17 protein-coding genes are annotated in these 21658 nt (G+C 39.6%); 5 read left to right on the forward strand and 12 right to left on the reverse strand.

The window, feature by feature from the left end:
* Positions 1-181 precede the first annotated feature (181 nt).
* The 6 genes from AC4J95_RS17945 to pcrA form a co-directional block, all read right to left on the reverse strand.
* Entirely contained in the window at positions 182-1192 is a 1011-nt protein-coding gene (locus tag AC4J95_RS17945; protein ID WP_316402902.1) for a diacylglycerol kinase, read from the reverse strand.
* An 11-nt stretch (positions 1193-1203) separates the two neighbouring features.
* Positions 1204-2634, reverse strand: a complete 1431-nt coding sequence (gatB, locus tag AC4J95_RS17950; RefSeq protein ID WP_494551021.1) for an Asp-tRNA(Asn)/Glu-tRNA(Gln) amidotransferase subunit GatB — start codon at positions 2632-2634, stop codon at positions 1204-1206.
* The gene (gatA, locus tag AC4J95_RS17955) at positions 2634-4103 is read right to left on the reverse strand and encodes an Asp-tRNA(Asn)/Glu-tRNA(Gln) amidotransferase subunit GatA (RefSeq protein WP_494551022.1); all 1470 of its coding nucleotides are present in this window, start codon (positions 4101-4103) and stop codon (positions 2634-2636) included. The genes gatB and gatA overlap by 1 nt, the downstream gene beginning before the upstream one ends.
* Complete coding sequence (gene gatC / locus AC4J95_RS17960) at positions 4103-4408, reverse strand: Asp-tRNA(Asn)/Glu-tRNA(Gln) amidotransferase subunit GatC (protein ID WP_494551023.1); 306 nt, start codon at positions 4406-4408, stop codon at positions 4103-4105. The genes gatA and gatC overlap by 1 nt, the downstream gene beginning before the upstream one ends.
* Positions 4409-4604: 196 nt before the next feature.
* On the reverse strand, positions 4605-6623 hold the full coding sequence (ligA, locus tag AC4J95_RS17965) for an NAD-dependent DNA ligase LigA (protein WP_494551039.1): 2019 nt from the start codon (positions 6621-6623) through the stop codon (positions 4605-4607).
* A gap of 27 nt (positions 6624-6650) precedes the next feature.
* A complete protein-coding gene (gene pcrA / locus AC4J95_RS17970; protein WP_494551024.1) occupies positions 6651-8903 on the reverse strand; it encodes a DNA helicase PcrA in 2253 nt (750 codons plus the stop codon).
* A gap of 152 nt (positions 8904-9055) precedes the next feature.
* Between pcrA and AC4J95_RS17975 the strand changes: the two genes are divergently transcribed.
* A complete protein-coding gene (locus AC4J95_RS17975) occupies positions 9056-10630 on the forward strand; it encodes a ClC family H(+)/Cl(-) exchange transporter (protein WP_494551025.1) in 1575 nt (524 codons plus the stop codon).
* 165 nt (positions 10631-10795) lie between these two features.
* On the opposite strand, the gene AC4J95_RS17980 is transcribed toward AC4J95_RS17975, so the two are convergent.
* Positions 10796-12256, reverse strand: a complete 1461-nt coding sequence (locus AC4J95_RS17980) for an alpha-amylase (protein ID WP_494551026.1) — start codon at positions 12254-12256, stop codon at positions 10796-10798.
* A 159-nt stretch (positions 12257-12415) separates the two neighbouring features.
* On the opposite strand from AC4J95_RS17980, the gene AC4J95_RS17985 reads away from it, so the two are divergent.
* Genes AC4J95_RS17985 through AC4J95_RS17995 form a run of 3 tightly spaced genes read left to right on the forward strand, consistent with a single transcriptional unit; the run spans position 12416 to position 16045 of the window.
* Complete coding sequence (locus tag AC4J95_RS17985) at positions 12416-13168, forward strand: DeoR/GlpR family DNA-binding transcription regulator (RefSeq protein ID WP_494551027.1); 753 nt, start codon at positions 12416-12418, stop codon at positions 13166-13168.
* Positions 13165-14079 (forward strand): 1-phosphofructokinase, encoded by a 915-nt coding sequence (pfkB, locus tag AC4J95_RS17990; protein ID WP_494551028.1) that lies wholly within the window; start codon positions 13165-13167, stop codon positions 14077-14079. Before AC4J95_RS17985 ends, pfkB begins: the two co-directional genes overlap by 4 nt.
* Before the next feature lie 52 nt (positions 14080-14131).
* Positions 14132-16045 carry a PTS fructose transporter subunit IIABC gene (locus tag AC4J95_RS17995; protein WP_494551029.1) on the forward strand — a complete coding sequence of 638 codons (1914 nt, stop codon included), beginning with the start codon at positions 14132-14134 and terminating at the stop codon, positions 16043-16045.
* 42 nt (positions 16046-16087) lie between these two features.
* Here AC4J95_RS17995 and AC4J95_RS18000 read toward each other — a convergent pair whose 3' ends face one another.
* Together AC4J95_RS18000 and AC4J95_RS18005 are read right to left on the reverse strand one after the other, a co-directional pair.
* Entirely contained in the window at positions 16088-16273 is a 186-nt protein-coding gene (locus AC4J95_RS18000) for a hypothetical protein (RefSeq protein WP_316402892.1), read from the reverse strand.
* 82 nt (positions 16274-16355) lie between these two features.
* On the reverse strand, positions 16356-17684 hold the full coding sequence (locus AC4J95_RS18005) for a hypothetical protein (protein WP_494551030.1): 1329 nt from the start codon (positions 17682-17684) through the stop codon (positions 16356-16358).
* A gap of 134 nt (positions 17685-17818) precedes the next feature.
* On the opposite strand from AC4J95_RS18005, the gene AC4J95_RS18010 reads away from it, so the two are divergent.
* On the forward strand, positions 17819-17971 hold the full coding sequence (locus AC4J95_RS18010; protein WP_494551031.1) for an SPJ_0845 family protein: 153 nt from the start codon (positions 17819-17821) through the stop codon (positions 17969-17971).
* Here AC4J95_RS18010 and yihA read toward each other — a convergent pair.
* From yihA to AC4J95_RS18025, 3 genes are all read right to left on the reverse strand, one after another.
* Entirely contained in the window at positions 17968-18564 is a 597-nt protein-coding gene (yihA, locus tag AC4J95_RS18015; protein WP_494551032.1) for a ribosome biogenesis GTP-binding protein YihA/YsxC, read from the reverse strand. The genes AC4J95_RS18010 and yihA overlap by 4 nt on opposite strands.
* Positions 18565-18617: 53 nt before the next feature.
* Complete coding sequence (clpX, locus tag AC4J95_RS18020; protein WP_316402888.1) at positions 18618-19865, reverse strand: ATP-dependent Clp protease ATP-binding subunit ClpX; 1248 nt, start codon at positions 19863-19865, stop codon at positions 18618-18620.
* 152 nt (positions 19866-20017) lie between these two features.
* Complete coding sequence (locus tag AC4J95_RS18025; protein WP_494551033.1) at positions 20018-21406, reverse strand: GH25 family lysozyme; 1389 nt, start codon at positions 21404-21406, stop codon at positions 20018-20020.
* Between the last annotated feature and the right edge of the window lie 252 nt (positions 21407-21658).

A 21658-nucleotide genomic window follows, 5' to 3' on the forward strand; every position in this document is an offset into this window, starting at 1 on the left:
CAATCGTGAGCATCGCGAATTGATTTCTGCCGTTTGTATTGTTTTTGGACATCATAACTATCACTCCTTGTATTCGGTTTCATAAATCTATTATAAAAGAAAAGACTGTAGACAGCATCCATAAAATGGACTTTGTCTACAGTCTGAAACGTCTCTGTCTTTCAACAGAAACGTTCTAGTTTTAATCTTCTGAATCTTCATCTTGAATTTTTTCGTACTCTTTAACAAGTTCGATTCCAGCTTCACGTTTTTGATCATCTTGACCTAAAATCGCATCGTCATTGATCTCATCAGTATTCGCGTAGAATTCAATGTGTTGATGCAGATTTTCAAAGCGCATTGGAGCATCGCCGCCATATTCACCATCTAAATTGATCATCATTTTCTTATCAGTATCAATCAAACTTGCATCTAAAAAACTAGTCTTTACATATAAAACTTTTGAATCATTGACATGCTTTCCACCATTTAATACTAGTGTGATCAAGCGGACGATCTCAAAAAGATTTGCTGTTTTGACCACGATCAGTGAAAATTTTCCATCATCTAGTTTAGCGTCAGGTGCGATCGTTTCAAAACCGCCAATAGAGTTGGTCAAGCCCAAGAAAAACATCGAAGCATTCCCCTCATACTCACCGCCTTCATAAACTAGACGCATTTTTGTTGGCTTAATCCGTGGAAGCATCTCCGCACCTTTAGCTAAATAGGCTAAATACCCAAAAATACTTTTTAGTTCTGAGGGAACTTCGTAAGTAAGCTCTGTCAATGAACCGCCAGCAGCGATATTAATAAAATACGTATCAGCTGCTTTCCCAATATCCATCTTAACTGTCTGCTGTTTTTGGATCACCTCAGCTGCTGCTTTGACATTATTGCGTGGCACTTTCAAAGCGCGGGCATAATCATTTGTGGTTCCCGCAGGAATAATTGCCATCTTAGGTCGCTTTTTCAAACCAGCGATCCCATTGACCACTTCATTGATTGTTCCATCTCCACCTGCCGCAACAACTAGTTCAAAACCAGCTTTTGCGGCACGAGTTGCTTCATTTTTGGCTGAATCAGGCTCAGGAGTTGTAGCAAAGGCACTTGCTTCATAACCTGCTTTTTCAATGGCATCTAAGATATCTGCCAAATTATTGCGCATGATCTCTTTTCCAGATACTGGATTATAAATCAGTCGTGCTTTTCTCATGTTCGAGCCCCTTACCGTTTCGCTAATTCCTCTTGAAGTAATTTGTTTACTACGCCAGGATTAGCTTTTCCTTTAGTCGCTTTCATAATTTGGCCAACTAAGAAACCAACAGCTCTTTCTTTACCGTTCTTGAAATCTTCAACAGATTGTTCATTATTATCCAACACTTCATTGATCATCGGAAGTAATTGAGCAGGATCTGACAACTGAACAAGTCCTTTAGCTTCAACAACTTCTTTGGCGTCTCCACCATTTTGAATCAATTCTCGGAAGACTTTCTTCGCAATTTTAGAGCTGATCGTACCGTCGGCAATCAGGGTGATCATGCCTGCTAAGTTGTTCGGAGTTAACTTAGTATCAGCTAACTCAAATTTTTCACTGTTCAAATAGGCAGATACTTCGCCCATCAACCAGTTAGAAGCTTGTTTTGCATCTGCGCCTTCCTTCAAGGTATCTTCAAAGAAATCTGACATTTCACGACTTAAAGTTAGGACCATCGAATCATATTCTGGTAAACCTAGCTCATTCACATAGCGTTCACGACGTGCTGCCGGCATTTCTGGCAATGTTTCACGTACTTCATCAATCCATGCATCATCGATTTCAAAACGTGGAATATCTGGTTCTGGGAAGTAACGGTAGTCGCTTGAGCCTTCTTTGACACGCATTAGAATTGTTTTATTGGTACCTTCATCGTAACGACGAGTTTCCTGCTGAATTGTTCCACCAGAAAGCAAGACCTTTGTTTGACGTTGGACTTCAAATGTTAAACCCTTTTTGACAAAACTGATAGAGTTCAAGTTTTTCAACTCAGTTTTTGTCCCAAATTCTTCTTGACCATAAGGGCGTAAAGAAATATTCGCATCACAACGCATTGATCCTTCTTCCATCTTCACATCGCTGACGCCAGTGAACTGGATGATTGAACGTAATGCTTCCAAATAGGCATTGGCTTCTTCAGGTGAACGCATGTCCGCTTCAGAAACAATTTCGATTAATGGTGTGCCTTGACGGTTCAAGTCGACATAAGAATAACCACCGATGCCGTGCATGTTTTTACCAGCATCTTCCTCTAAATGAACACGTTCAATTCGGATCTTTTTCTTTTTGCCGTTGACATCAATCTCGATCCAGCCATCATGTCCGATTGGTTCGTCAAATTGCGAGATTTGATAGGCTTTGGGATTATCTGGATAAAAATAGTTTTTGCGGTCAAAATGCATATTTTTAGAAATTTCACAATTTAAAGCTAGAGCTGCCTTCATTCCAAATTCGATTGCCGCTTTATTCATAACTGGTAAGACACCTGGATAACCCCAGTCGATAATATTCGTATTGGTATTAGCTTCTGCACCAAAGTGAGCGGGCGCAGGTGAAAAGATTTTAGAGTTTGTTTTTAATTCTACATGGACTTCTAGCCCAATGACTGTCTCTAAGTTCATTATTTGTCCCCCCCTAAAATCACTGGTTTTTGCTTATGAAAATCTGTTGCTTGTTCAAAGGCGTATGCCGCTTTATACATAGTTGATTCGTCGAAATGTTTTCCGATGATTTGTAATCCGACAGGTAAGCCCTCTGAGAAGCCTGCAGGAACAGACATCCCTGGTAGTCCAGCAAGATTTACAGGAATAGTCAAGATATCATTTAAATACATGGTGATTGGATCATCGATATTTTCACCAATACCAAAGGCAACAGTTGGTGATGTTGGACCAATGATCAAATCATAATCAGCAAAGACTTTATCGAAGTCTTGCTTAATCAATGTCCGAACTTGTCCGGCTTTCTTGAAGTACGCATCATAGTAGCCGGCAGAAAGTGAGAAGGTACCTAACATGATCCGGCGTTTTACTTCATCGCCGAAGCCTTCAGTCCGGGTATTTACATAAACATCTTCCAAGTTTTGAACATCTTCAGAACGGAACCCATAACGAATACCATCAAAACGCTGCAAGTTTGAGCTTGCTTCAGATGAGGCGATGATGTAATACACTTCTACACCATATTTTGAGTGAGGCAAGCTAACTTCTTCAACTGTTGCACCCAAGGCTTTAAATGTGTCAACTGCTTTTGTAATTGCAGCTTTGACTCCTGGCTCAATTCCCTCAGCCATAAATTCTTTTGGTAATGCGATCTTCATTCCTTTGATATCGCCAGTTAAACCAGCTGCAAAATCAGGTACAGAAACTCCCGCAGAGGTGCCATCTTTTGGATCATATCCACTGATTGCATTTAGAGCTAAGGCATTATCCTTAACTGTTCGGGTAAATGGGCCAATTTGGTCTAATGATGATGCAAAAGCAATCAAGCCAAAACGAGATACGCGGCCATAAGTAGGTTTCAATCCAACAACGCCATTGAAAGCTGCAGGCTGGCGAATACTGCCCCCAGTATCACTACCTAAGGAAACAGGAACTTCTCCTGCCGCTACTGCAGCAGCAGAGCCACCTGAAGAGCCACCGGGAACCTTCGTTTGGTCCCAAGCATTTTTTGTTTTCTTAAAGTATGATGTTTCGCTTGAACTTCCCATCGCAAACTCATCCATATTTAGTTTTCCGACAGGAATTAAATCTGAACTGTAAACCTTCTCCATGACGGTGGCATCATAAATAGGATCAAAGTTTGATAAGATTTTTGATGCAGCTGTTGTTAGAAGTCCTTTCGTAACGATGTTGTCTTTGATTCCGATTGGAATACCAGCCAACGCATTTTCTTCAGTGATTCCTTTTGCATCGATGGCTTTTGCCAATTCTAGCGCTTTTTCTTCATTCAAAGTGATAAAGGCATCGATATCTTTTTCAGTTTCTTTGATTCGGTCAAAGGTTTCGCTTGTTAGATCAGTCGCGGTAATTTCTTTTGAAACTAACAGACTGTGTAGTTCTTCAATTGATTTATCATATAATTTTTCCATTATGCACCAGCCTCTCCATTGTCAATGATTGCCGGAACCTTAATAAAACCATCTTCGCTTTCCGGAACATTTTTCATTAACTCGTCACGCGGCCAGCCTCCATCGGTTACATCTTCGCGCATGACGTTAATTGTTTCTACTACATTGGAAGTAAATGGCACGCCTTCTGTATCAACTTCCCCAAGTTGTTCGACCATGTCGATTATTTTGCCTAATTGATCTGTAAACCCAGTCAATTCATCATCTGAAAAAGAAAGCTTCGCAAGTTTCGCGACATGTTTCACTTGTTCTTCATTGATTGCCATAATATCCCTCTTTCTTTTGTCAATTTTCAATCATTTTATCATATCTCTGTTAGAATTCACGGTTTTTTCTTGAAATTTTTTGAAAAGTTGTTCAATTCAAACAATTTAGTCAATGAACCCATTCTAGTAGACCTGACGCTTTTTTATAATACTCGTTCGTTAATCGAATCGTCAATATTCTTCTAGACAAAATTGCTTAATCTGTATGACTTTCTTCGATTGCTTGAATCATTTGTTTTTCATCCCAAACTTCTATACCCAAACTTTGTGCTTTTGTCAGCTTACTTCCGGCGTCTTCGCCAGCTACTACGATATCTGTCTTTTTAGAGACGCTGCCCGTGACTTTCCCGCCAAGATTTTGAATTTTCTCTTTAGCATCTTCTCGGGTATAGTCGACAAGCTTCCCTGTCAGCACGACCGTTTTATCTTTGAACGGTGATTCGACTTCTGCCAACTGACTCGCTCGAATCCCCTTATATTCAAGATTTACACCACGATCTGCTAATTCTTGCATCAATTCGTGGACCTCTTCATTTTCGAAATACGTCACCAAGCTGTCTGCGATTGTATCACCAATCGTATTCAGGCTAACGATTTCTTCTTTGTCAGCCTTGCTTATAGCTTCAAGATTGCCAAAGTGTTCCGCTAAAATCCCTGCGGCTTTTGCACCAACATGACGGATACCAAGACCAAAGATCAGACGTTCAACTGAATTCCCACGACTGGCATCAATTGCCTGCAAAATATTTTCAGCAGACTTATCCTTGATCTTGTCTAAAGTCAACAGTTGCTCTTTATCCAATGAATATAGATCTGCAACATCTGAGATTAGTTTCTTATCGAACATTTGTGCTAATACTCGAGGACCTAAGCCTTCAATATTCATGGCGTTTCGAGAAACGAAGTGGCTTAATCCCTCTTTGATCTGTGCCGGACATTTTGGATTAATGCAGCGCAACGCAACTTCTTCATCCAAATGAACTAACTCGCTATCACAAATCGGACAATGGGTTGGTACTGGATACGGTTCGCTGTCTTTCGGACGCTTTTCCAGAATTACCTGTGCAACTTCCGGAATAATATCTCCAGCCTTATAAACTAAAATCGTGTCTTTCAATCGAATGTCTTTCTTTTCAATATAATCACTATTATGCAGACTAGCACGCCCAACTGTTGTTCCTGCTAAACGAACTGGCTCCATAATTGCTGTCGGTGTCAATACGCCTGTTCGTCCAATCGTCCAATCAATGTCCAGTAAGGTCGTCTGTGCTTCTTCAGGCGGAAATTTGTAAGCTGTGGCCCAGCGTGGCGCTTTCACGGTAAAGCCCAACTCGTCTTGTAAATCAAATTCATTCACCTTGATCACGATGCCATCAATTTCGTAAGACAATTGGTCTCTCGTTTCATGGAAGTTCTCGATATATTCCCAAACTTCATCGATTGTCTCGCAGACACGGTGTTCCGGATTCGTCCGAAAGCCTAAGCGAGACATTTCATTCAGTGCATGGTCTTGAGTTGTTGATTCTAACGGACCAAAATCAGCTAATGTATACAAAAAAGTGCTCAAGTTTCTTTGTGCCGCGATACGTGTATCCAATTGTCGCAAACTTCCAGCTGCCGCATTACGGGGATTAGCAAAAACTTCTTTTCCATCTTCTTCCCGCTGCTTATTTAACTTGATAAATGAAGCTTTCGGCATATAACATTCGCCTCGTACCTCGATGGTCAATGGTTCTTTTAACCGCAATGGAATCGACTTCACGGTTTTCAAGTTTTCTGTGATATTTTCACCAACTGTTCCATCTCCGCGAGTCGCCCCTTGTACGAAGACCCCATTTTCATATTTTAATGAGATCGATAGTCCATCGATTTTTAATTCCACACAGTAAGAAACGGGATGTCCCACCGCTTTTTTGACCCTTTCGTCAAAAGCAATTAACTCTTCCTTACTGAAAACATCATTCAAACTGTATAAAGGAATATCATGCACAACTTTTTCAAAGCCTTCTAGTACTTTACCACCTACACGCTGTGTAGGTGATTCCGGTGTAATCAAGTCGGGATATTCCGTTTCGATTTCTACTAATTCTTGATATTTTTTATCATAAACAAAATCTTCCACCGAAGGTTGATCTTGTACGTAGTATTCATAGGCGTATTGATTCAATTCATCGCGAAGCTGGGCTGAACGCTCTTCCGCTGCTTGAAAGGTCATTGGTTCCAAGAAGATCCCTCCTAGTTTTTATATTTTTTGAATTGGCGCAAAGGCCGCTAATAAACGCTTGACCCCTTGTTGTGGGAAAGCAATGTCTAGTTCAACATCCTTCGCGTTGCCGCTAACTTTTACTACTGTTCCAGTCCCCCATTTTTTATGTTGCACTTTATCACCTGGATTCCAGCTTTCATTTTCACCACCGGAAGCGTTTTTGTTCATTACTGGTTCTCGTGTAGCATGCTGATATTTTGGCTTCATCGCATTAGGGTTTGTCTTGAACGGATTATTAAAGGAGGCAGCTTTGGGTTGTGGCTGCATTCCTACCGGATTCAATAAGCTTTCATCAATCTCCGATACAAAACGAGATGGTTGATTGTATTGTGTTTTTCCATAAAGTGTTCGAGAAAAGGCGTTTGTTAAGTACAAGCTTTCTTCAGCACGAGTTATGCCAACATAAGCCAAACGACGCTCTTCCTCTAATTCGGCTTCTTCCATCAATGAACGAGACAGTGGAAAGATTTTTTCTTCCATCCCAATCAAGAAAACGATCGGAAATTCTAATCCCTTAGCCGCGTGTAACGTCATTAGAGTTACTTGTGCACTCTCTTCTTGGTAATCATCCAGATCTGAAACAAGTGCCAAATCATTTAAGAAGATCGCTAGTTTCTCTTCTGGGGCATTCGCCGCATCATCTTCTTGTGCTTCGTTACGTTTGTCGAATTCCTTCGTTACTGTTCGGAATTCTTCCAAGTTTTCAAGACGTGATTCAGCTTCAAGCGTCCGTTGATTTTTTAATTCATCTAAATAGCCCGTTCGCTCTAGTACTTGATCAACTAAATCTGTAACCGGTAAATATCCGATCATTTCTTGAAATTGCGTGATCATCGTACCGAATTCGCCAATCATCCGCCCCGCTTTACCGGAGATATTCGCAAGATCTACATTTTGCGCAGCCTCAACCATTGACCAATCGTGCATTGTTGCAAAATTTCGTAATTTTTCGACTGAAGCCGCTCCAATTCCGCGTTTTGGCGTATTAATCACGCGTTCGAAGCTGACACCATCTCGAGGATTATTAATAATATTCAAATAAGCGATAATGTCTTTTATTTCTTTACGGTCATAGAATTTATGTCCGCCGACCATTGTATAAGGAACATTCGATTTGACTAGTGTATCTTCAATCACCCGTGATTGAGCATTCGTTCGATACAAAACAGCAAAATCATTATAGCTACGATTATTTGTTTGGATCTCTTCTGTAATTTTGCTGACAATGAACTGCGCTTCATCACGTTCGCTATCGGCACGATAGTAAGTAATCTGTTCTCCTGCTTGATTATCAGTCCAAAGATTCTTATCCCGACGATTGCTATTATTTTGAATGACTTGATTGGCAGCATCTAAAATACTTTTCGTCGAACGATAATTTTGTTCTAGCAAAATGACTGTTGCATCGTTATAGTCTTTTTCAAAATCTAAAATATTCTGCATATCCGCACCACGCCAGCCATAGATGCTTTGATCCGCATCACCGACAACACACAAATTACGGAACCGTGCGGCTAACATATTTACCAAGGTGTATTGGGCATGGTTAGTATCTTGATACTCATCGACGTGTAAGTAATGAAACTTATTCTGATAATAGGTCAGAACTTCTTCGTTATCTTCAAATAATCGAATCGTATTCATAATCAAATCATCGAAATCCATGCTTTGATTGTTTCGCAAGGCTTTTTGATAAGCATCGTAGCAACGTGCGACAATTTCTTCAAAAAAAGAACCTTGGCGATCGGCGTAAGTTTCTGGTGTAAGCAACTCATTTTTTGCATTGCTGATTGATCCCAGAATCGAGCGCGGATCATATTTTTTCGGATCAATGTTTAATTCTTTCAAAATTCGTTTCATTAGTGTCAATTGGTCCGAACTATCCAAAATCGTAAAATTCCGATCATAACCGATTGCATCTACATCGCGGCGTAAAATACGAACACACATCGAGTGGAAAGTGGAGACCCAAACATCTTCGCCACCTTGCCCTAGAATGCCGTTCACCCGCTCCTTCATTTCTCGTGCTGCCTTATTGGTAAAAGTGATTGCCAAAATATTCCATGGATTCACATTTTTTTCTTCTATTAAATAAGCAATTCGATGGGTCAAGACTCGTGTCTTTCCACTTCCTGCTCCCGCCATAATCAATAACGGTCCTTCTGTATGAAGCACCGCTTCTTTTTGTTTAGGGTTTAGTCCTGCTAACAACTCCTGTTTGTTTGGCATGCAAAACGTCCTTTCTCTATTCAATCTTTTTCATTATAGCATCTCAGAAAGTTTCGCGACACTAGCAACATTTTAAAAAAGCGAATTCATTAATTCGTCCTTGTTTTTCTTGGGAATTAGCGCTAGATTTAATAATGGTATGGGAGGAAATCATGAAAAAAGAACATGAAATAAAACGTTTAGATAGTACAAAAGTATTCTTTATATTAAAAGGAGTTTTGATTGGAGCAATCGCCGGAATCATTGTTAGTTTGTTTCGTCTATTGATTGAAAAGATGATGGAACATGTCGTCACGCTTTATCTCTGGTTTCGTGATAATCCCTTGTGGCTGATTCCATGGGCTTTAGTCATGCTAGTTTGCGCTTTGATCGTTGGCAGAATGATAAAATCTGAACCAAATATCAAAGGCAGCGGCATCCCGCAAGTCGAAGGGACCTTGCAGGGTGAGATTAAATTGAACTGGTTCTCAGTTCTTTGGAAAAAATTTGTCGGTGGCGTTTTGTCTGTCGGATCAGGATTGTTTTTAGGTCGTGAAGGTCCCTCGATTCAATTAGGCGCTATGATAGGACAAGGTTTTAGTGAATATACTCATGCCTCAACCTCAGAAAAAAAGATTTTTATTTCTAGTGGCGCAGCGGCGGGGCTAGGCGCGGCTTTCAATGCGCCGATTGCTGGGTTGTTGTTTGTAATAGAAGAAGTCCATCATCACTTCTCACCCTTGATTTGGTTAACTTCGCTTACTGCAGCTTTGACGGCAAACCTAGTCTCATTGAACTTTTTTGGTTTAAAACCAGTTCTGTTTATCGCAAATGTTCCATCACTACCTTTGAAGTATTATGGTCTATTGATTCTTCTCGGAATTATTCTAGGCGCACTCGGCTATGTTTACCAAATCGTACTTTTATTATTGCCGCAATTTTATAAACGAACACACTTGCCAGAACATCTTTATGGCATAATTCCCTTTTTATTGATTATTCCGATTGCTTTCTTTTTTCCGCATTATTTAGGCGGCGGCAATCAAATCGTCCTATCCCTAGGCAAAGAAGTTTTTCCATTGACTGTATTGCTTTTCTTATTTCTTTTACGTTTTATCTTTTCAATGATCTCTTATGGCGCGAATCTTCCAGGCGGGATTTTCCTTCCGATTCTGACGTTAGGCGCCTTGATTGGTGGTATTTTTGGGACTGTTTTGCATCAATGGTTTGGGATGGATTCCATGCTGATTCGTGATTTTGCGATTTTCGCGATGGCGGGATATTTCACAGCTATCGGAAAGGCACCATTAACAGCAATTATTCTTGTTACCGAAATGGTTGGTAATATCACGCATTTAATGCCTTTAGCAGTTTGTTCGTTAACCGCTTATGTAATCAATGATTTATTAGGTGGTAATCCAATTTACGAATCGTTGCTTGAACGTTTACTTAAAGGACATCTTCCAAGTATTACTGGAAATAAGACAATCATCGAATTTCCTGTTACAGCCGAAAGTACTTTGGATGGTATGATGGTTCGCGATTTTAATTGGCCGGATGAAATGTTGTTGATTTCGATTCGACGTGGCTCTTCTGAAATACTCACTCACGGAGACACGGTCATGAAGGTCGGTGATCTGCTCATGATCCTGACCGATGAAGGCTATACACAAAAAATAAAGGCACAGATTCGCGAGCGCTCAGATGCTGCGATTGCAAAAAAACAAGATAAAGCAATAAAAAGTTAATTAGAAAGCAATTTTGAAAAATTCTTTACAAAAAGAAAGCAAATGTGCATATAACTATCCGAATGGAAAGAAATATTAGCATTTGCTTTCTATAAATATTCTCAAAGTCACAGACGATGGATAAATTGATCAATTTAAACTACTCCACAGAGTCTCTTGAATAATCTAGCCGTGAATTTTTTTAGCTAGTCTTTCGTTCACGTAGACTGAAACCTGACCGTCATTCACTGGAAATACCCCTTGTCCATTTTCATCCAATACCACTTTTGCTTCATTATTTCCAAGTAAATCAACAAATGTTTCACCTTCATGAATAGCGCTGATGGTCATTTCTTTTTCGCCACCATTGGCATTTGTCATAATCACTGCCGCTCCTGATTCAGGATCATCAAAATCACCTGTTAAAGTCCAACCAATCACATCAGGATCATCAAAATAATCTGCTTGATTACCAAAATTCAGCATTTGTCGCAACTTGATTAAGTTGTTAAGACCCGGACCAACTGCTTCAGCGTTTTCCGTTCCATACAAGTCTCCCCAAAAAACGACTGGTTCACCTTCGTTTCGCAGTAAAATTAAACTATAGGCATGCAATTTGAACCAGCCTTCTACCCACGATTCCAAGCTTTGTCCATGTTGGGTATCATGATTATCGACAAATGTTACCGCCCAATCGGGACGCGTCTCGATCAAAGTTCCAGCAAATATTTGCCTCATATCAAATCCACCCATAGTTGAAGCCGCTTGAAAGAAATTGAAATGTAGTGGAACATCAAAAAGTGAAATCAGGTTTCCAGAAGAATCTAGATATTCCTGCAGTTTCTCTAGCTCATCGGACCAATACTCTCCGACAACAAAAAGATCCTCACCTTTTTCCTCACGACGGTGCAAAAGCCAATCAACAAAAAGATCAAATCGAATGTGCTTTACTGCATCTAAGCGATAACCATCCACACCTGTCAATTCCTGATACCATTGACCCCATTTGTCTAATTGTTCGATAGTTTCAGGATTCTCCATGTCTAGATTACATCCCATTAAATAATCAAAGTTGCCATTTTCGTCATCAACATTCGGCTCCCAGCCTTTGTCTGCAAAGTTGAAAATCGCATGATCTTTTTCCCGAGCATCATAATCTACCCCTGAAAAATTTTCCCAATTCCATTGATAATCATTGTATTTCCCTTGGCGGCCGGGAAAAGTAAATTTTGTCCAGGCTTCGATTTCCTCTTCACCAGAATCAGGTTTAGTCCGATCATCAAAGCGATAGGAAACAGCTGAAACGGTTTCTGTCTCATCTGCGCCCATAAAATGATCGAAAACAATATCTGCATAAATTTTCAATCCAGCTTTTTTCAATGCAGCTATACTGCTTAAATACTCTTCTTTGGTTCCATACTTTGTTCGAACACTGCCCTTTTGGTCGAACTCGCCAAGATCATAAAGATCATAAGTTCCATATCCGACATCATTTGCGCCTTCAGAACCTTTATAGGCCGGCGGCATCCAAATAGCATCAATTCCGATTTGACTTAATTCCTCCGCTTTTTCTGCTAATGTCTTCCAATGATTGCCGTCAGCAGGAAGGTACCATTCAAATCCTTGTAAAATCGTTTGTTTTCCCATAATCTTCACCTCTCTATATTTATCATACAGAATTTTAGCGCTCCTTCAAAATAAGACGAACCAAATATTCCTATTTAAATGTTTTTGACCGATTATGACTGTTTATGGTTGTATTCTAAAAAAAACTGTGGTACTATTTCAAATGAAGGAGGATTGAAAATGCTTACAGAAGAACGACACAGAAAAATTACTGATTGGTTGGAACGGGATGGATTGGTAAAATCACAGGATCTAATCCAATGGTTAGATGCTTCTGAATCCACAATTAGACGTGATTTACAGGAACTTGAAAATTTAGGGATGCTGGAACGTGTCCACGGTGGTGCAAAACGTCCACAGCATCTTGAACAAGAATTAGGTATGGCTGAGAAATCATCCAAAAACGTTCAACAGAAGAAATTGATAGCCAGATATGCAGCTAAGAGCATATCCGAAGGCGATGTAATCTATTTGGATGCCGGAACCACAACTTCTGAAATGATCCCTTTCCTTAAGAATCGAGCAATCACAGTCGTCACAAATTCAGTAGGTTTAGCTGCTCGTCTGGTTGAAGCTGAAATCGCAACAATCGTATTAGGTGGACGAATCAAACTGACAACTGACGCAGTTGTAGGATCTCAAGCCTTGGAACAATTGAAACAATATCGTTTTAATAAGGCCTTTATGGGAATGAATGGTGTTCGAATAGACAGCGGCTATTCTACTCCTGATCCTGAAGAAGCGATTTTAAAAAGGGCAGCGATCCAACAATCCGAAGAAGCATTTGTCTTAGTTGATCACAGCAAATTCAATCAAACAAGTTTTGTCAGTGTCGCTCCATTGTCAGCAGCTTCAATCCTCACCGATACCTGTGATTTGGTTATCCATAATCAAATCACAGAACAAACTACCTTGAAGGAGGTTTCTGTATGATTTATACAGTGACACTAAACCCATCGATTGATTATATAGTACATGTTGAACAATTAATGATAGGCGATGTTAATCGCATGAAGAATGATTTAAAACTACCAGGAGGTAAAGGGATAAATGTTTCGCGGATTTTGAAACGAATTGATAATGATTCTACCGCACTAGGATTTCTCGGCGGATTTACTGGCCGTTTCATAGAAGAATGGCTGGAGAGAGAAACCATTCAGACCAACTTTACTACAGTTGCTGATGATACACGGATTAATATCAAGTTGAAGGCCGATGAGGAAACAGAAATCAATGGTCAAGGCCCTGTCGTTTCAGTAGAAGAAATGAATGGACTAAAAAAAGTACTGGAAAACTTGACTTCAACCGACATCGTAGTTTTGTCCGGTAGTAAGCCTGCCAGTGTTCCGACTGGCTTTTATCAAAAACTAATTGAGATCATTAAAGGCAAAGGCGCATCGTTTGTGATTGATACAACTGGTGCTGATTTGATGGATGCCTTAGAAAAAGGGCCACTTTTAGTAAAGCCAAATAATCATGAACTGGCAGAACTATATCAAACAAGCTTTAATTCAGTCGAAGATATTTATCCGTTTGGTCAACGTCTGCTAGACGAAGGCGCACAACATGCGTTGGTCTCAATGGCTGGTGATGGTGCTCTGCTATTTACTGAAGATGGCGTATTTCGTTCAAATGTACTGAAACGTGAAGTGAAAAATTCCGTGGGTGCAGGTGATTCAATGATCGCTGGATTTGTCGGTAATTATACTAAGACACAGGATCCTGTCGAAGCTTTTAAATGGGGCGTTGCATGCGGCAGTGCTACTACATTCTCAGATGATTTAGCAACAGCAGATTTCATTAAAGAATTATTACCAGAAGTTGAGATCACCAAAGTAAAATAATGCTGATTTCCCTTCTGTCAAACATATATTTATTACAATTGGAGGAATTATGATGGATATTAAAGATTTATTGATCAAAGATGCCATGATCATGGACTTGCAGGCGACCACGAAAAAAAGTGCAATCGATGAAATGGTTAAAAAAATGTATGACGCTGGCCGTATTTCTGACATTGATATTTATAAAGAAGGAATTTTAAATCGGGAAGCTCAAACTTCCACTGGCCTAGGCGACGGTATCGCAATGCCTCATGCAAAAAATAGTGCAGTCAAAGAAGCGACAGTTTTATTTGCTAAAAGTAAAAACGGTGTTGACTACGAATCTTTAGATGGTCAACCAACCTATTTATTCTTTATGATCGCTGCTCCAGAGGGTGCGAACGATACACACTTGCAAGCATTGGCTGCCCTGTCTCGACTTTTAATTAATCCAGATTTTGTGGCAAAATTAAAAGCGGCTGATAGTCCAGATCAAGTCCAAGCGACCTTTGATGCAGCTGAAAAAGCAAAGGAAGCTGAGGAAAAAGCTGAAGCTGAGGAAAAAATCAAAGATACCAATCGGCGTTATATCGTAGCGGTAACAGCCTGCCCAACTGGAATCGCACATACTTACATGGCTGAAGATGCCTTGAAGAAAAAAGCGAAAGAAATGGGCGTAGAGATTAAAGTTGAAACTAATGGTTCTGAAGGAATCAAGCATCGCTTGACTGACGAAGATATTGCCCGTGCTGACGGAGTCATTATAGCAGCTGATAAAAAAGTAGAAATGAATCGTTTTAACGGTAAAGAGTTAGTCAACCGTCCAGTTAGTGATGGAATCCGAAAACCTGAGGAATTGATCAACCTCGCCTTGAGCGGAAGCGCTCCTGTTTATCATGGCAATGGCGAAGAAGCTTCAACTAGCGATGACAAAAGTGATAATGGAACTTTAGGACAACGCATTTATAAAGATTTGATGAATGGTGTATCACACATGCTACCATTCGTCATCGGCGGCGGAATCATGATCGCTTTATCATTCATGATTGACCAATTTATGGGCGTACCTCAGTCTGAACTTGCTAATCTAGGGAATTACAATCAAGCTGCTAGCTGGTTCAATCAAATCGGCGGTGCTGCATTTGGTTTCATGTTACCTGTACTTGCTGGATTTATCGCATCAAGTATTTCTGATCGTCCTGGCTTGATTGCTGGTTTTGCAGCTGGTGCTTTGGCAAATGCTGGCGGAGCAGGTTTCCTAGGTGCTTTGATTGGTGGTTTTATTGCAGGATATGTCATTGTGTTCTTGAAAAAAATCTTCAAAAACTTGCCTAAGTCACTTGAAGGAATCAAAGCGATCCTCTTCTACCCCTTCTTTGGGTTGATGATTACTGGTTTCTTGATGCTCCTTGTCAACGTTCCAATGAAAGCCATAAATGATGGTTTAAATGGTTTCTTGACTGGCCTTAGCGGCTCAAATGCGATTTTATTAGGCGCTCTGCTTGGCGGAATGATGGCTGTCGATTTAGGTGGTCCTATCAACAAAGCTGCTTATGTATTTGGTACGGCAACGCTTGCGTCAAGCGTCGCTCAAGGAGGATCAATCGTTATGGCGGCAGTAATGGCAGGTGGAATGGTACCTCCTTTGGCTATCTTTGTTGCAACTCGTTTGTTCAAGAATAAATTTGAAAAGAGTCAAGTAGATGCAGGATTGACAAACATTGTAATGGGACTTTCTTTCGTAACTGAAGGAGCGATTCCGTTTGCAGCTGCCGATCCAATTCGCGTGATTCCAAGCTTTGTCGTTGGATCAGCTTTGGCTGGCGGATTAGTTGGTGCTGTTGGCATCAAATTGCTTGCCCCTCATGGCGGGATCTTCGTAGTTCTCTTGTTGAGTCATCCGTTACTTTACCTTTTATTCATCGTCATCGGTGCAATTGTGTCAGGTGTTATCTATGGTTTAGTTAAAAAACCAGTTGCTAAATAATAAAAAAGAAAACCACTCTCAAAAACTTGAGAGTGGTTTTTTTTACAGCCAGCGATCTCTTCTGTGAGCGCGGACAGGTTGAGGTTTTGGTTTGATCGCAAACAGGATCATCCCAATAAAGAAAACTGCAATCGACAAAGGAATCTCTAGAGACGGAAGTGGCAACAAGAAAATTAATGCAACGATCAATAAGCAACTACCCATAATCTTGATATATCTTCGATCCATAGCAAACCTCACCTTTCTATAACAAAAGTACAATTTTTTTATTAATTTTTGAAATGCAGATAGTTCTGCTATTTTCCCTCCATCAAATTTCTAAAATATCTAACTGATTTTTAGCGGATACCTTCTTCTGATCAATAAACGATACAATCAAATGCTTCGCTTCTTTTTCTAATGAAAAGGTCAGAGAATCATTTTTGCGACTCACTTGATGGATTGTCATATCCTTCAATGCCAGTTTCAACTCATCTAAAGGAAAATCCAAAAAAGCTTTTTTGGGGATGAATAGCTGTAAGACAGCGGTATAATCCTTATAACGCATATCCTGAATCTCAAATTCGATTGAATCACGGATATAGTACTCAAATGCTGCTAAACCTTTGTCTAACGTCAACTCAGGATACAAAATGTGATAGTTCATCATTCGCTCGCTCTCATCATCAATCCACGGGAAGTAAGCAAGAGCGTTTAAACCACCCTTCATTCGATTTACGCGATATTGATTCGTCAAGAAATTATAGGTTCTAGTGACGAAATAAGAAGCATCACTCTTTTCAGTCGGTTGGAACTGCTCATTTTGATATTGCACTGTTTGGATTACTGTGTCTTCAAAAGCAAACTCAATATAGGGTTGTTTTAATATACCGACACCGTTAGTATAAGACAATTGTGAGATACCTAACTGATCCCTGAACAATTGTTGAAACCTCAAATTCGCTGCATCTTGCCACTGAAACGGGTCCTTGTAGAGTTCAAAGAAAACGCCTGAACCCAGTTCTGCCACTTGGTCAACCTGCTGGATCTCCAGCAACAATTGTTTCGCAAACAATTTCTTATAAGGAGCTCCCAAAAAAAGCCACCAACAAGCTGTCAGACAGACCCCTTTATAAAAAACATCGTAACCAGGAAAAGGATTGCAATCTACGACAACATCTCCATTAAGCCCTTTCATTTTGGGTAACGCATTGGTTTCTTCTGCTGATTCAAATGAACGACGTTTGGATAACTCACTCGTGTTATGATAAAGATACTCATCATAAGAACGAATGTAAGCAAAGAAACCGTGTTTAATCAAACGCGACCGCAAATAATCTAAATAGACGTTTTCCCAATAATAAAAATTTTTCTCATTGATGATACTTTTTTCAAATAGCGTATCTCCTAACAAGTGAATTGTCGTTTCTTCTTCCGCGTTTTTCAATTGAAGCCAAAAATCTTCCTTCAGCCCAAACTCAATAATGGTTCGCTGCAAATGTTCCTGATTAAATTCCTGTTCTTTCCCATTGATTAGCATTTTGTCTGGTTCCAGCAATAGGCGACTCATGACTAGCCAATCGGTGATCGTCAATTGAATATCGGCTTGCTTAAGATCGTAAAGCTGGCTAACACTGTATAACTTCTGATTTTTTTCCATTGCCTTCCCCTTTCTCATAGCTCTATTATAATTATATCTTAAAGATTTAAAAAACCCTATGAAATTGATTATTAAGTTTAAAAAAATTGTATACTATAATTGATTATGATAAAACTGAAACTGGAGGTGTTCAAATGGGACTAAAATTTGAAAAAACCGATGATTTGGATAAGCTATTTGAATCGTTGGCTGTCGATCCTGATAAAAAAGTACAAAAGGACGAGGACATTCAAAAGTTTTTAAAACCAAAAACTGAACAAACAGATAAAAAAAAGGATCAGGCTTAAGCCTGGTCCTTTTCGATTGCTGCTTCGATAGCCTGCCATGCTTCTTCTTTTCCTTTTTTTGTTTCAGAAGAGAAAAGAATGAAGGTGTCATTCGGATCAAAATCTAGTTTTTTCTTAATTGCACTTGTGTGTTTGTTCCATTTTCCCCGGGGAACCTTATCAGCCTTCGTTGCGACGACAATCACAGGGATATTATAATACTTCAAAAACTCATACATCTGAATATCTTCTTTACTAGGATCATGCCTAACGTCTACTAGTGAGACCACCGCTCGTAATTGCTTGCGGCTAGTAATGTATGTTTCAATCATCTCGCCCCACTTGGCGCGCTCTGTCTTCGATACCTTCGCATAGCCATACCCAGGGACATCGACAAAATGCAAAGTATCTTCAATTAAATAAAAATTCAACGTTTGCGTTTTACCTGGTTTTCCTGATGTTCGTGCTAAGTTTTTTCGATCAATCAGGGTATTGATAAATGAAGATTTCCCCACATTTGAACGCCCTGCTAGAGCAATCTCTGGCAGATCCGATTCAGGATATTGTTTTGGCGAGACCGCGCTTATCACGATCTCTGCATTATGCACTTTCATTGCTTCACGCCTTTCAAAAAGGGTTCACAAATAATTTTGTGAACCCTCACTTACTAACCTGCTTTTTTCTTATCGTTATGGTATTCAATGATCGGTTTTCCTGTTCCTTCAACAGACTCTTTAGTCACGATCACTTTTTCAATTGATTCATCTGACGGAATATCAAACATAACATCCATCATCACGTCTTCAATGATGGAACGTAAGCCACGAGCCCCTGTATTACGTGCAATAGCTTTGTCGGCAATTGCGTTCAGTGCATCAGCGTCAAACGCTAAGTCCGTTTCATCATAAGAAAGCAATTTTTGATACTGCTTAACCAATGCATTTTTTGGTTCAGTCAAAATACGAACCAAATCCTCAGTTGTTAATTTTTCTAATGCTGTTGTTACAGGTAAGCGACCGATGAATTCTGGAATTAAACCGAATTTCAATAAATCTTCGGGAATAATCTGTTGCATAATACTTGCATCTTCATCAATTTTCTTGTTATTTGTGCCAAAGCCGATCGTTTTTTCACCTAAACGATTTTTAACAATCGTCTCGATCCCATCGAATGCTCCGCCAACAATAAACAAAATGTTTGTTGTATCAATTTGGATAAATTCTTGATGTGGATGTTTACGTCCACCCTGTGGCGGCACACTAGCAACCGTTCCTTCAAGAATCTTAAGCAAGGCTTGTTGAACGCCTTCTCCTGATACATCCCGTGTGATCGAAACATTCTCACTCTTACGTGTGATTTTGTCGATTTCATCTATATAGATGATTCCTTTTTCGGCACGTTCAACATTATAATCCGCAGATTGTAACAATTTCAATAGAATATTTTCCACATCTTCACCGACATACCCAGCTTCAGTCAAACTGGTTGCATCCGCGATCGCAAATGGGACGTTCAGTGTTCTCGCTAAAGTTTGCGCTAAAAATGTTTTACCTGATCCAGTAGGACCAATCAAACAAATATTGCTCTTTTGCAATTCAACCTCATCAAGCCCATCACTCTCAGTATTCACTCGTTTATAATGATTGTACACCGCAACCGATAAAGCCTTTTTTGCTCGATCTTGACCAATAACGTATTGGTTTAAGACATCCAGCAATTCTTTTGGTTTTGGTACATCAATAAATTCACGAATCGCTTCTTCATGGAATTCCTCGTCGATTATCTCTTTACAAAGATCTATACATTCATTACATATGTATACTCCCGGACCCGCCACGACTTTTTTAACTTCCTCTTGGGTCTTTCCGCAAAATGAACAGCGGACTGTTTCACCTGCGCCTGTGCTCTCATACATGGCTTTCACCTCTTGCTTCTTTCTCTACAAGTGTTTCCACGATTGCAGTCTTTATCTATAATAACATAAAGCATTGAAAAGACAAAGAATCCAAGTGTATTTAAAAAGGAAATCTAAAGAAAAAAGTTCTCGAAAATTCGAGAACTTTTAGTCTATTTTGCATACCAGGCCAAACCTTCATATCTCCAGCCATGCTTTACTAGATTATTTTTTTCATTCGTGTTCAATGTGTAATGATGCGAACCAGCTTTAGCATTTGGATTATATAACCGATGAAGTGCTTTCGAACCACCAGAGTACCAAGAGATTCCTTCATATTTCCAACCTTTTGATACTAGGTTGTTCTTTTCATTCGCATTCATAGTATAATGATGATCACCAGCATTTTTGTTATATAAACGATAGACTGGTGCCCCTGAAGTCGGACCATTCCAACCAACGCCTTCATATTTCCAGCCTTTTGAGACCAAATTATTTTTCTCAGCAGCATTTTGTGTGTAGAAATGTTCGCCACTATTTGGATTGTAGACACGATACATTTGAACAGTATTTTCTGGCTGTGTTGTTTTCGGATTACTGAAGGTTCCAGTATAATCTGCGTTAATATCAAAGTTTCCGCCTACGCCAGGAAATGATAATTGTGAAGACCATTGCCAAGCACCGTATTGCGTATAAAAATTCGTTGTTGAGAGATTATAAGGATAAGCAGCTACCCAAATATTTTTGTTCCCAATCATGGCACCATTGATCCGACCGCTAGTCAACCAATTTAAACCGATATAATGGCGAACATTTCCGTAACCCAATGATTTCAAACGATTTTCGAAAGCTCGAGAGTTGTTGGTGTGATCCCCTTTCCCAGCAATCTGAGGCTCCTCGATATCATTGACCATTACTGTACCACTACTGAGTCCAAGTCTTTTTGCTTCTGCTGCAAAATAGTTGGCTTCTGCAACGGCTTGAGCATCTGTCTTAAACCAGCTGTAATGATAAGCAGAGACCTTCATACCAGCCGCCATAGCATTATTAATTTGCGATTGTGCATAAGGATTTTTATAACTAGTAGCCTCAGTTAATTTGACAACAACGCCTGTAACGCCATAATTTCTCATTTTTTGAAAGTTTGCAACAGAGATATTTCCATTATGAGAAGAAATATCAATAAAGCTCTTACTCGGCGTATTAGTATTCGTTGCCGAAACTGACGGCAACGCAGCAAACAATTGAATCGAAGGATAAAGGTCAGAGCGTCCTTTTGGCAATGACATCGTACCTTCTGCTGTTTCCATTTGTGATTCAGGAACGACAATTTCTTCTGGTACGGAGCTGTCTGTCGTTTGAGTGTTTTCTTCTGTATTATCAGCTGTTTGTTCAACCGCTGATGTATCTGCTTGCGCTTCAACGGTTGATGATTCGCTTATTGCTGTCGTTTCAACTATTTGGTTGTTGCTTGTTTCTTGAGTTCCCTCAGCATATACTGCCGTTGAACAATTTAGAAACAAAACAGTCAAGAAGCATAATCCTAAAACTTTTTTCTTCATTTTCTCCTCCTTAAAATATCGAAGCATATATCTAATGATAAAAAGTTGCCTCGATAATTAGTCTCATTTATTAATAATTCAATATTACCAAAGTTAAGTGTTATTTTGAAGTTAATCGTTATAATTACTATAAAAAACCTGAGAAACTAAGTTATTGACAAGTTTAGGTCTTGATACATCAATCAAAATCACCATAAAACAAAAAAGTATGCCGTACAAAATATGTGCGGCATACTAAAAATAACCTTCTTT

Source organism: Enterococcus sp. GPZ-007, assembly GCF_059374735.1.

Coding starts and splice junctions, on each gene's coding strand:
- AC4J95_RS17945 (WP_316402902.1), bottom strand. CDS start 1,192: ATGAGAAAAGCACGACTGATTTATAATCCAGTATCTGGAAAAGAGATC.
- gatB (WP_494551021.1), bottom strand. CDS start 2,634: ATGAACTTAGAGACAGTCATTGGGCTAGAAGTCCATGTAGAATTAAAA.
- gatA (WP_494551022.1), bottom strand. CDS start 4,103: ATGGAAAAATTATATGATAAATCAATTGAAGAACTACACAGTCTGTTA.
- gatC (WP_494551023.1), bottom strand. CDS start 4,408: ATGGCAATCAATGAAGAACAAGTGAAACATGTCGCGAAACTTGCGAAG.
- ligA (WP_494551039.1), bottom strand. CDS start 6,623: ATGACCTTTCAAGCAGCGGAAGAGCGTTCAGCCCAGCTTCGCGATGAA.
- pcrA (WP_494551024.1), bottom strand. CDS start 8,903: ATGCCAAACAAACAGGAGTTGTTAGCAGGACTAAACCCTAAACAAAAA.
- AC4J95_RS17975 (WP_494551025.1), top strand. CDS start 9,056: ATGAAAAAAGAACATGAAATAAAACGTTTAGATAGTACAAAAGTATTC.
- AC4J95_RS17980 (WP_494551026.1), bottom strand. CDS start 12,256: ATGGGAAAACAAACGATTTTACAAGGATTTGAATGGTACCTTCCTGCT.
- AC4J95_RS17985 (WP_494551027.1), top strand. CDS start 12,416: ATGCTTACAGAAGAACGACACAGAAAAATTACTGATTGGTTGGAACGG.
- pfkB (WP_494551028.1), top strand. CDS start 13,165: ATGATTTATACAGTGACACTAAACCCATCGATTGATTATATAGTACAT.
- AC4J95_RS17995 (WP_494551029.1), top strand. CDS start 14,132: ATGGATATTAAAGATTTATTGATCAAAGATGCCATGATCATGGACTTG.
- AC4J95_RS18000 (WP_316402892.1), bottom strand. CDS start 16,273: ATGGATCGAAGATATATCAAGATTATGGGTAGTTGCTTATTGATCGTT.
- AC4J95_RS18005 (WP_494551030.1), bottom strand. CDS start 17,684: ATGGAAAAAAATCAGAAGTTATACAGTGTTAGCCAGCTTTACGATCTT.
- AC4J95_RS18010 (WP_494551031.1), top strand. CDS start 17,819: ATGGGACTAAAATTTGAAAAAACCGATGATTTGGATAAGCTATTTGAA.
- yihA (WP_494551032.1), bottom strand. CDS start 18,564: ATGAAAGTGCATAATGCAGAGATCGTGATAAGCGCGGTCTCGCCAAAA.
- clpX (WP_316402888.1), bottom strand. CDS start 19,865: ATGTATGAGAGCACAGGCGCAGGTGAAACAGTCCGCTGTTCATTTTGC.
- AC4J95_RS18025 (WP_494551033.1), bottom strand. CDS start 21,406: ATGAAGAAAAAAGTTTTAGGATTATGCTTCTTGACTGTTTTGTTTCTA.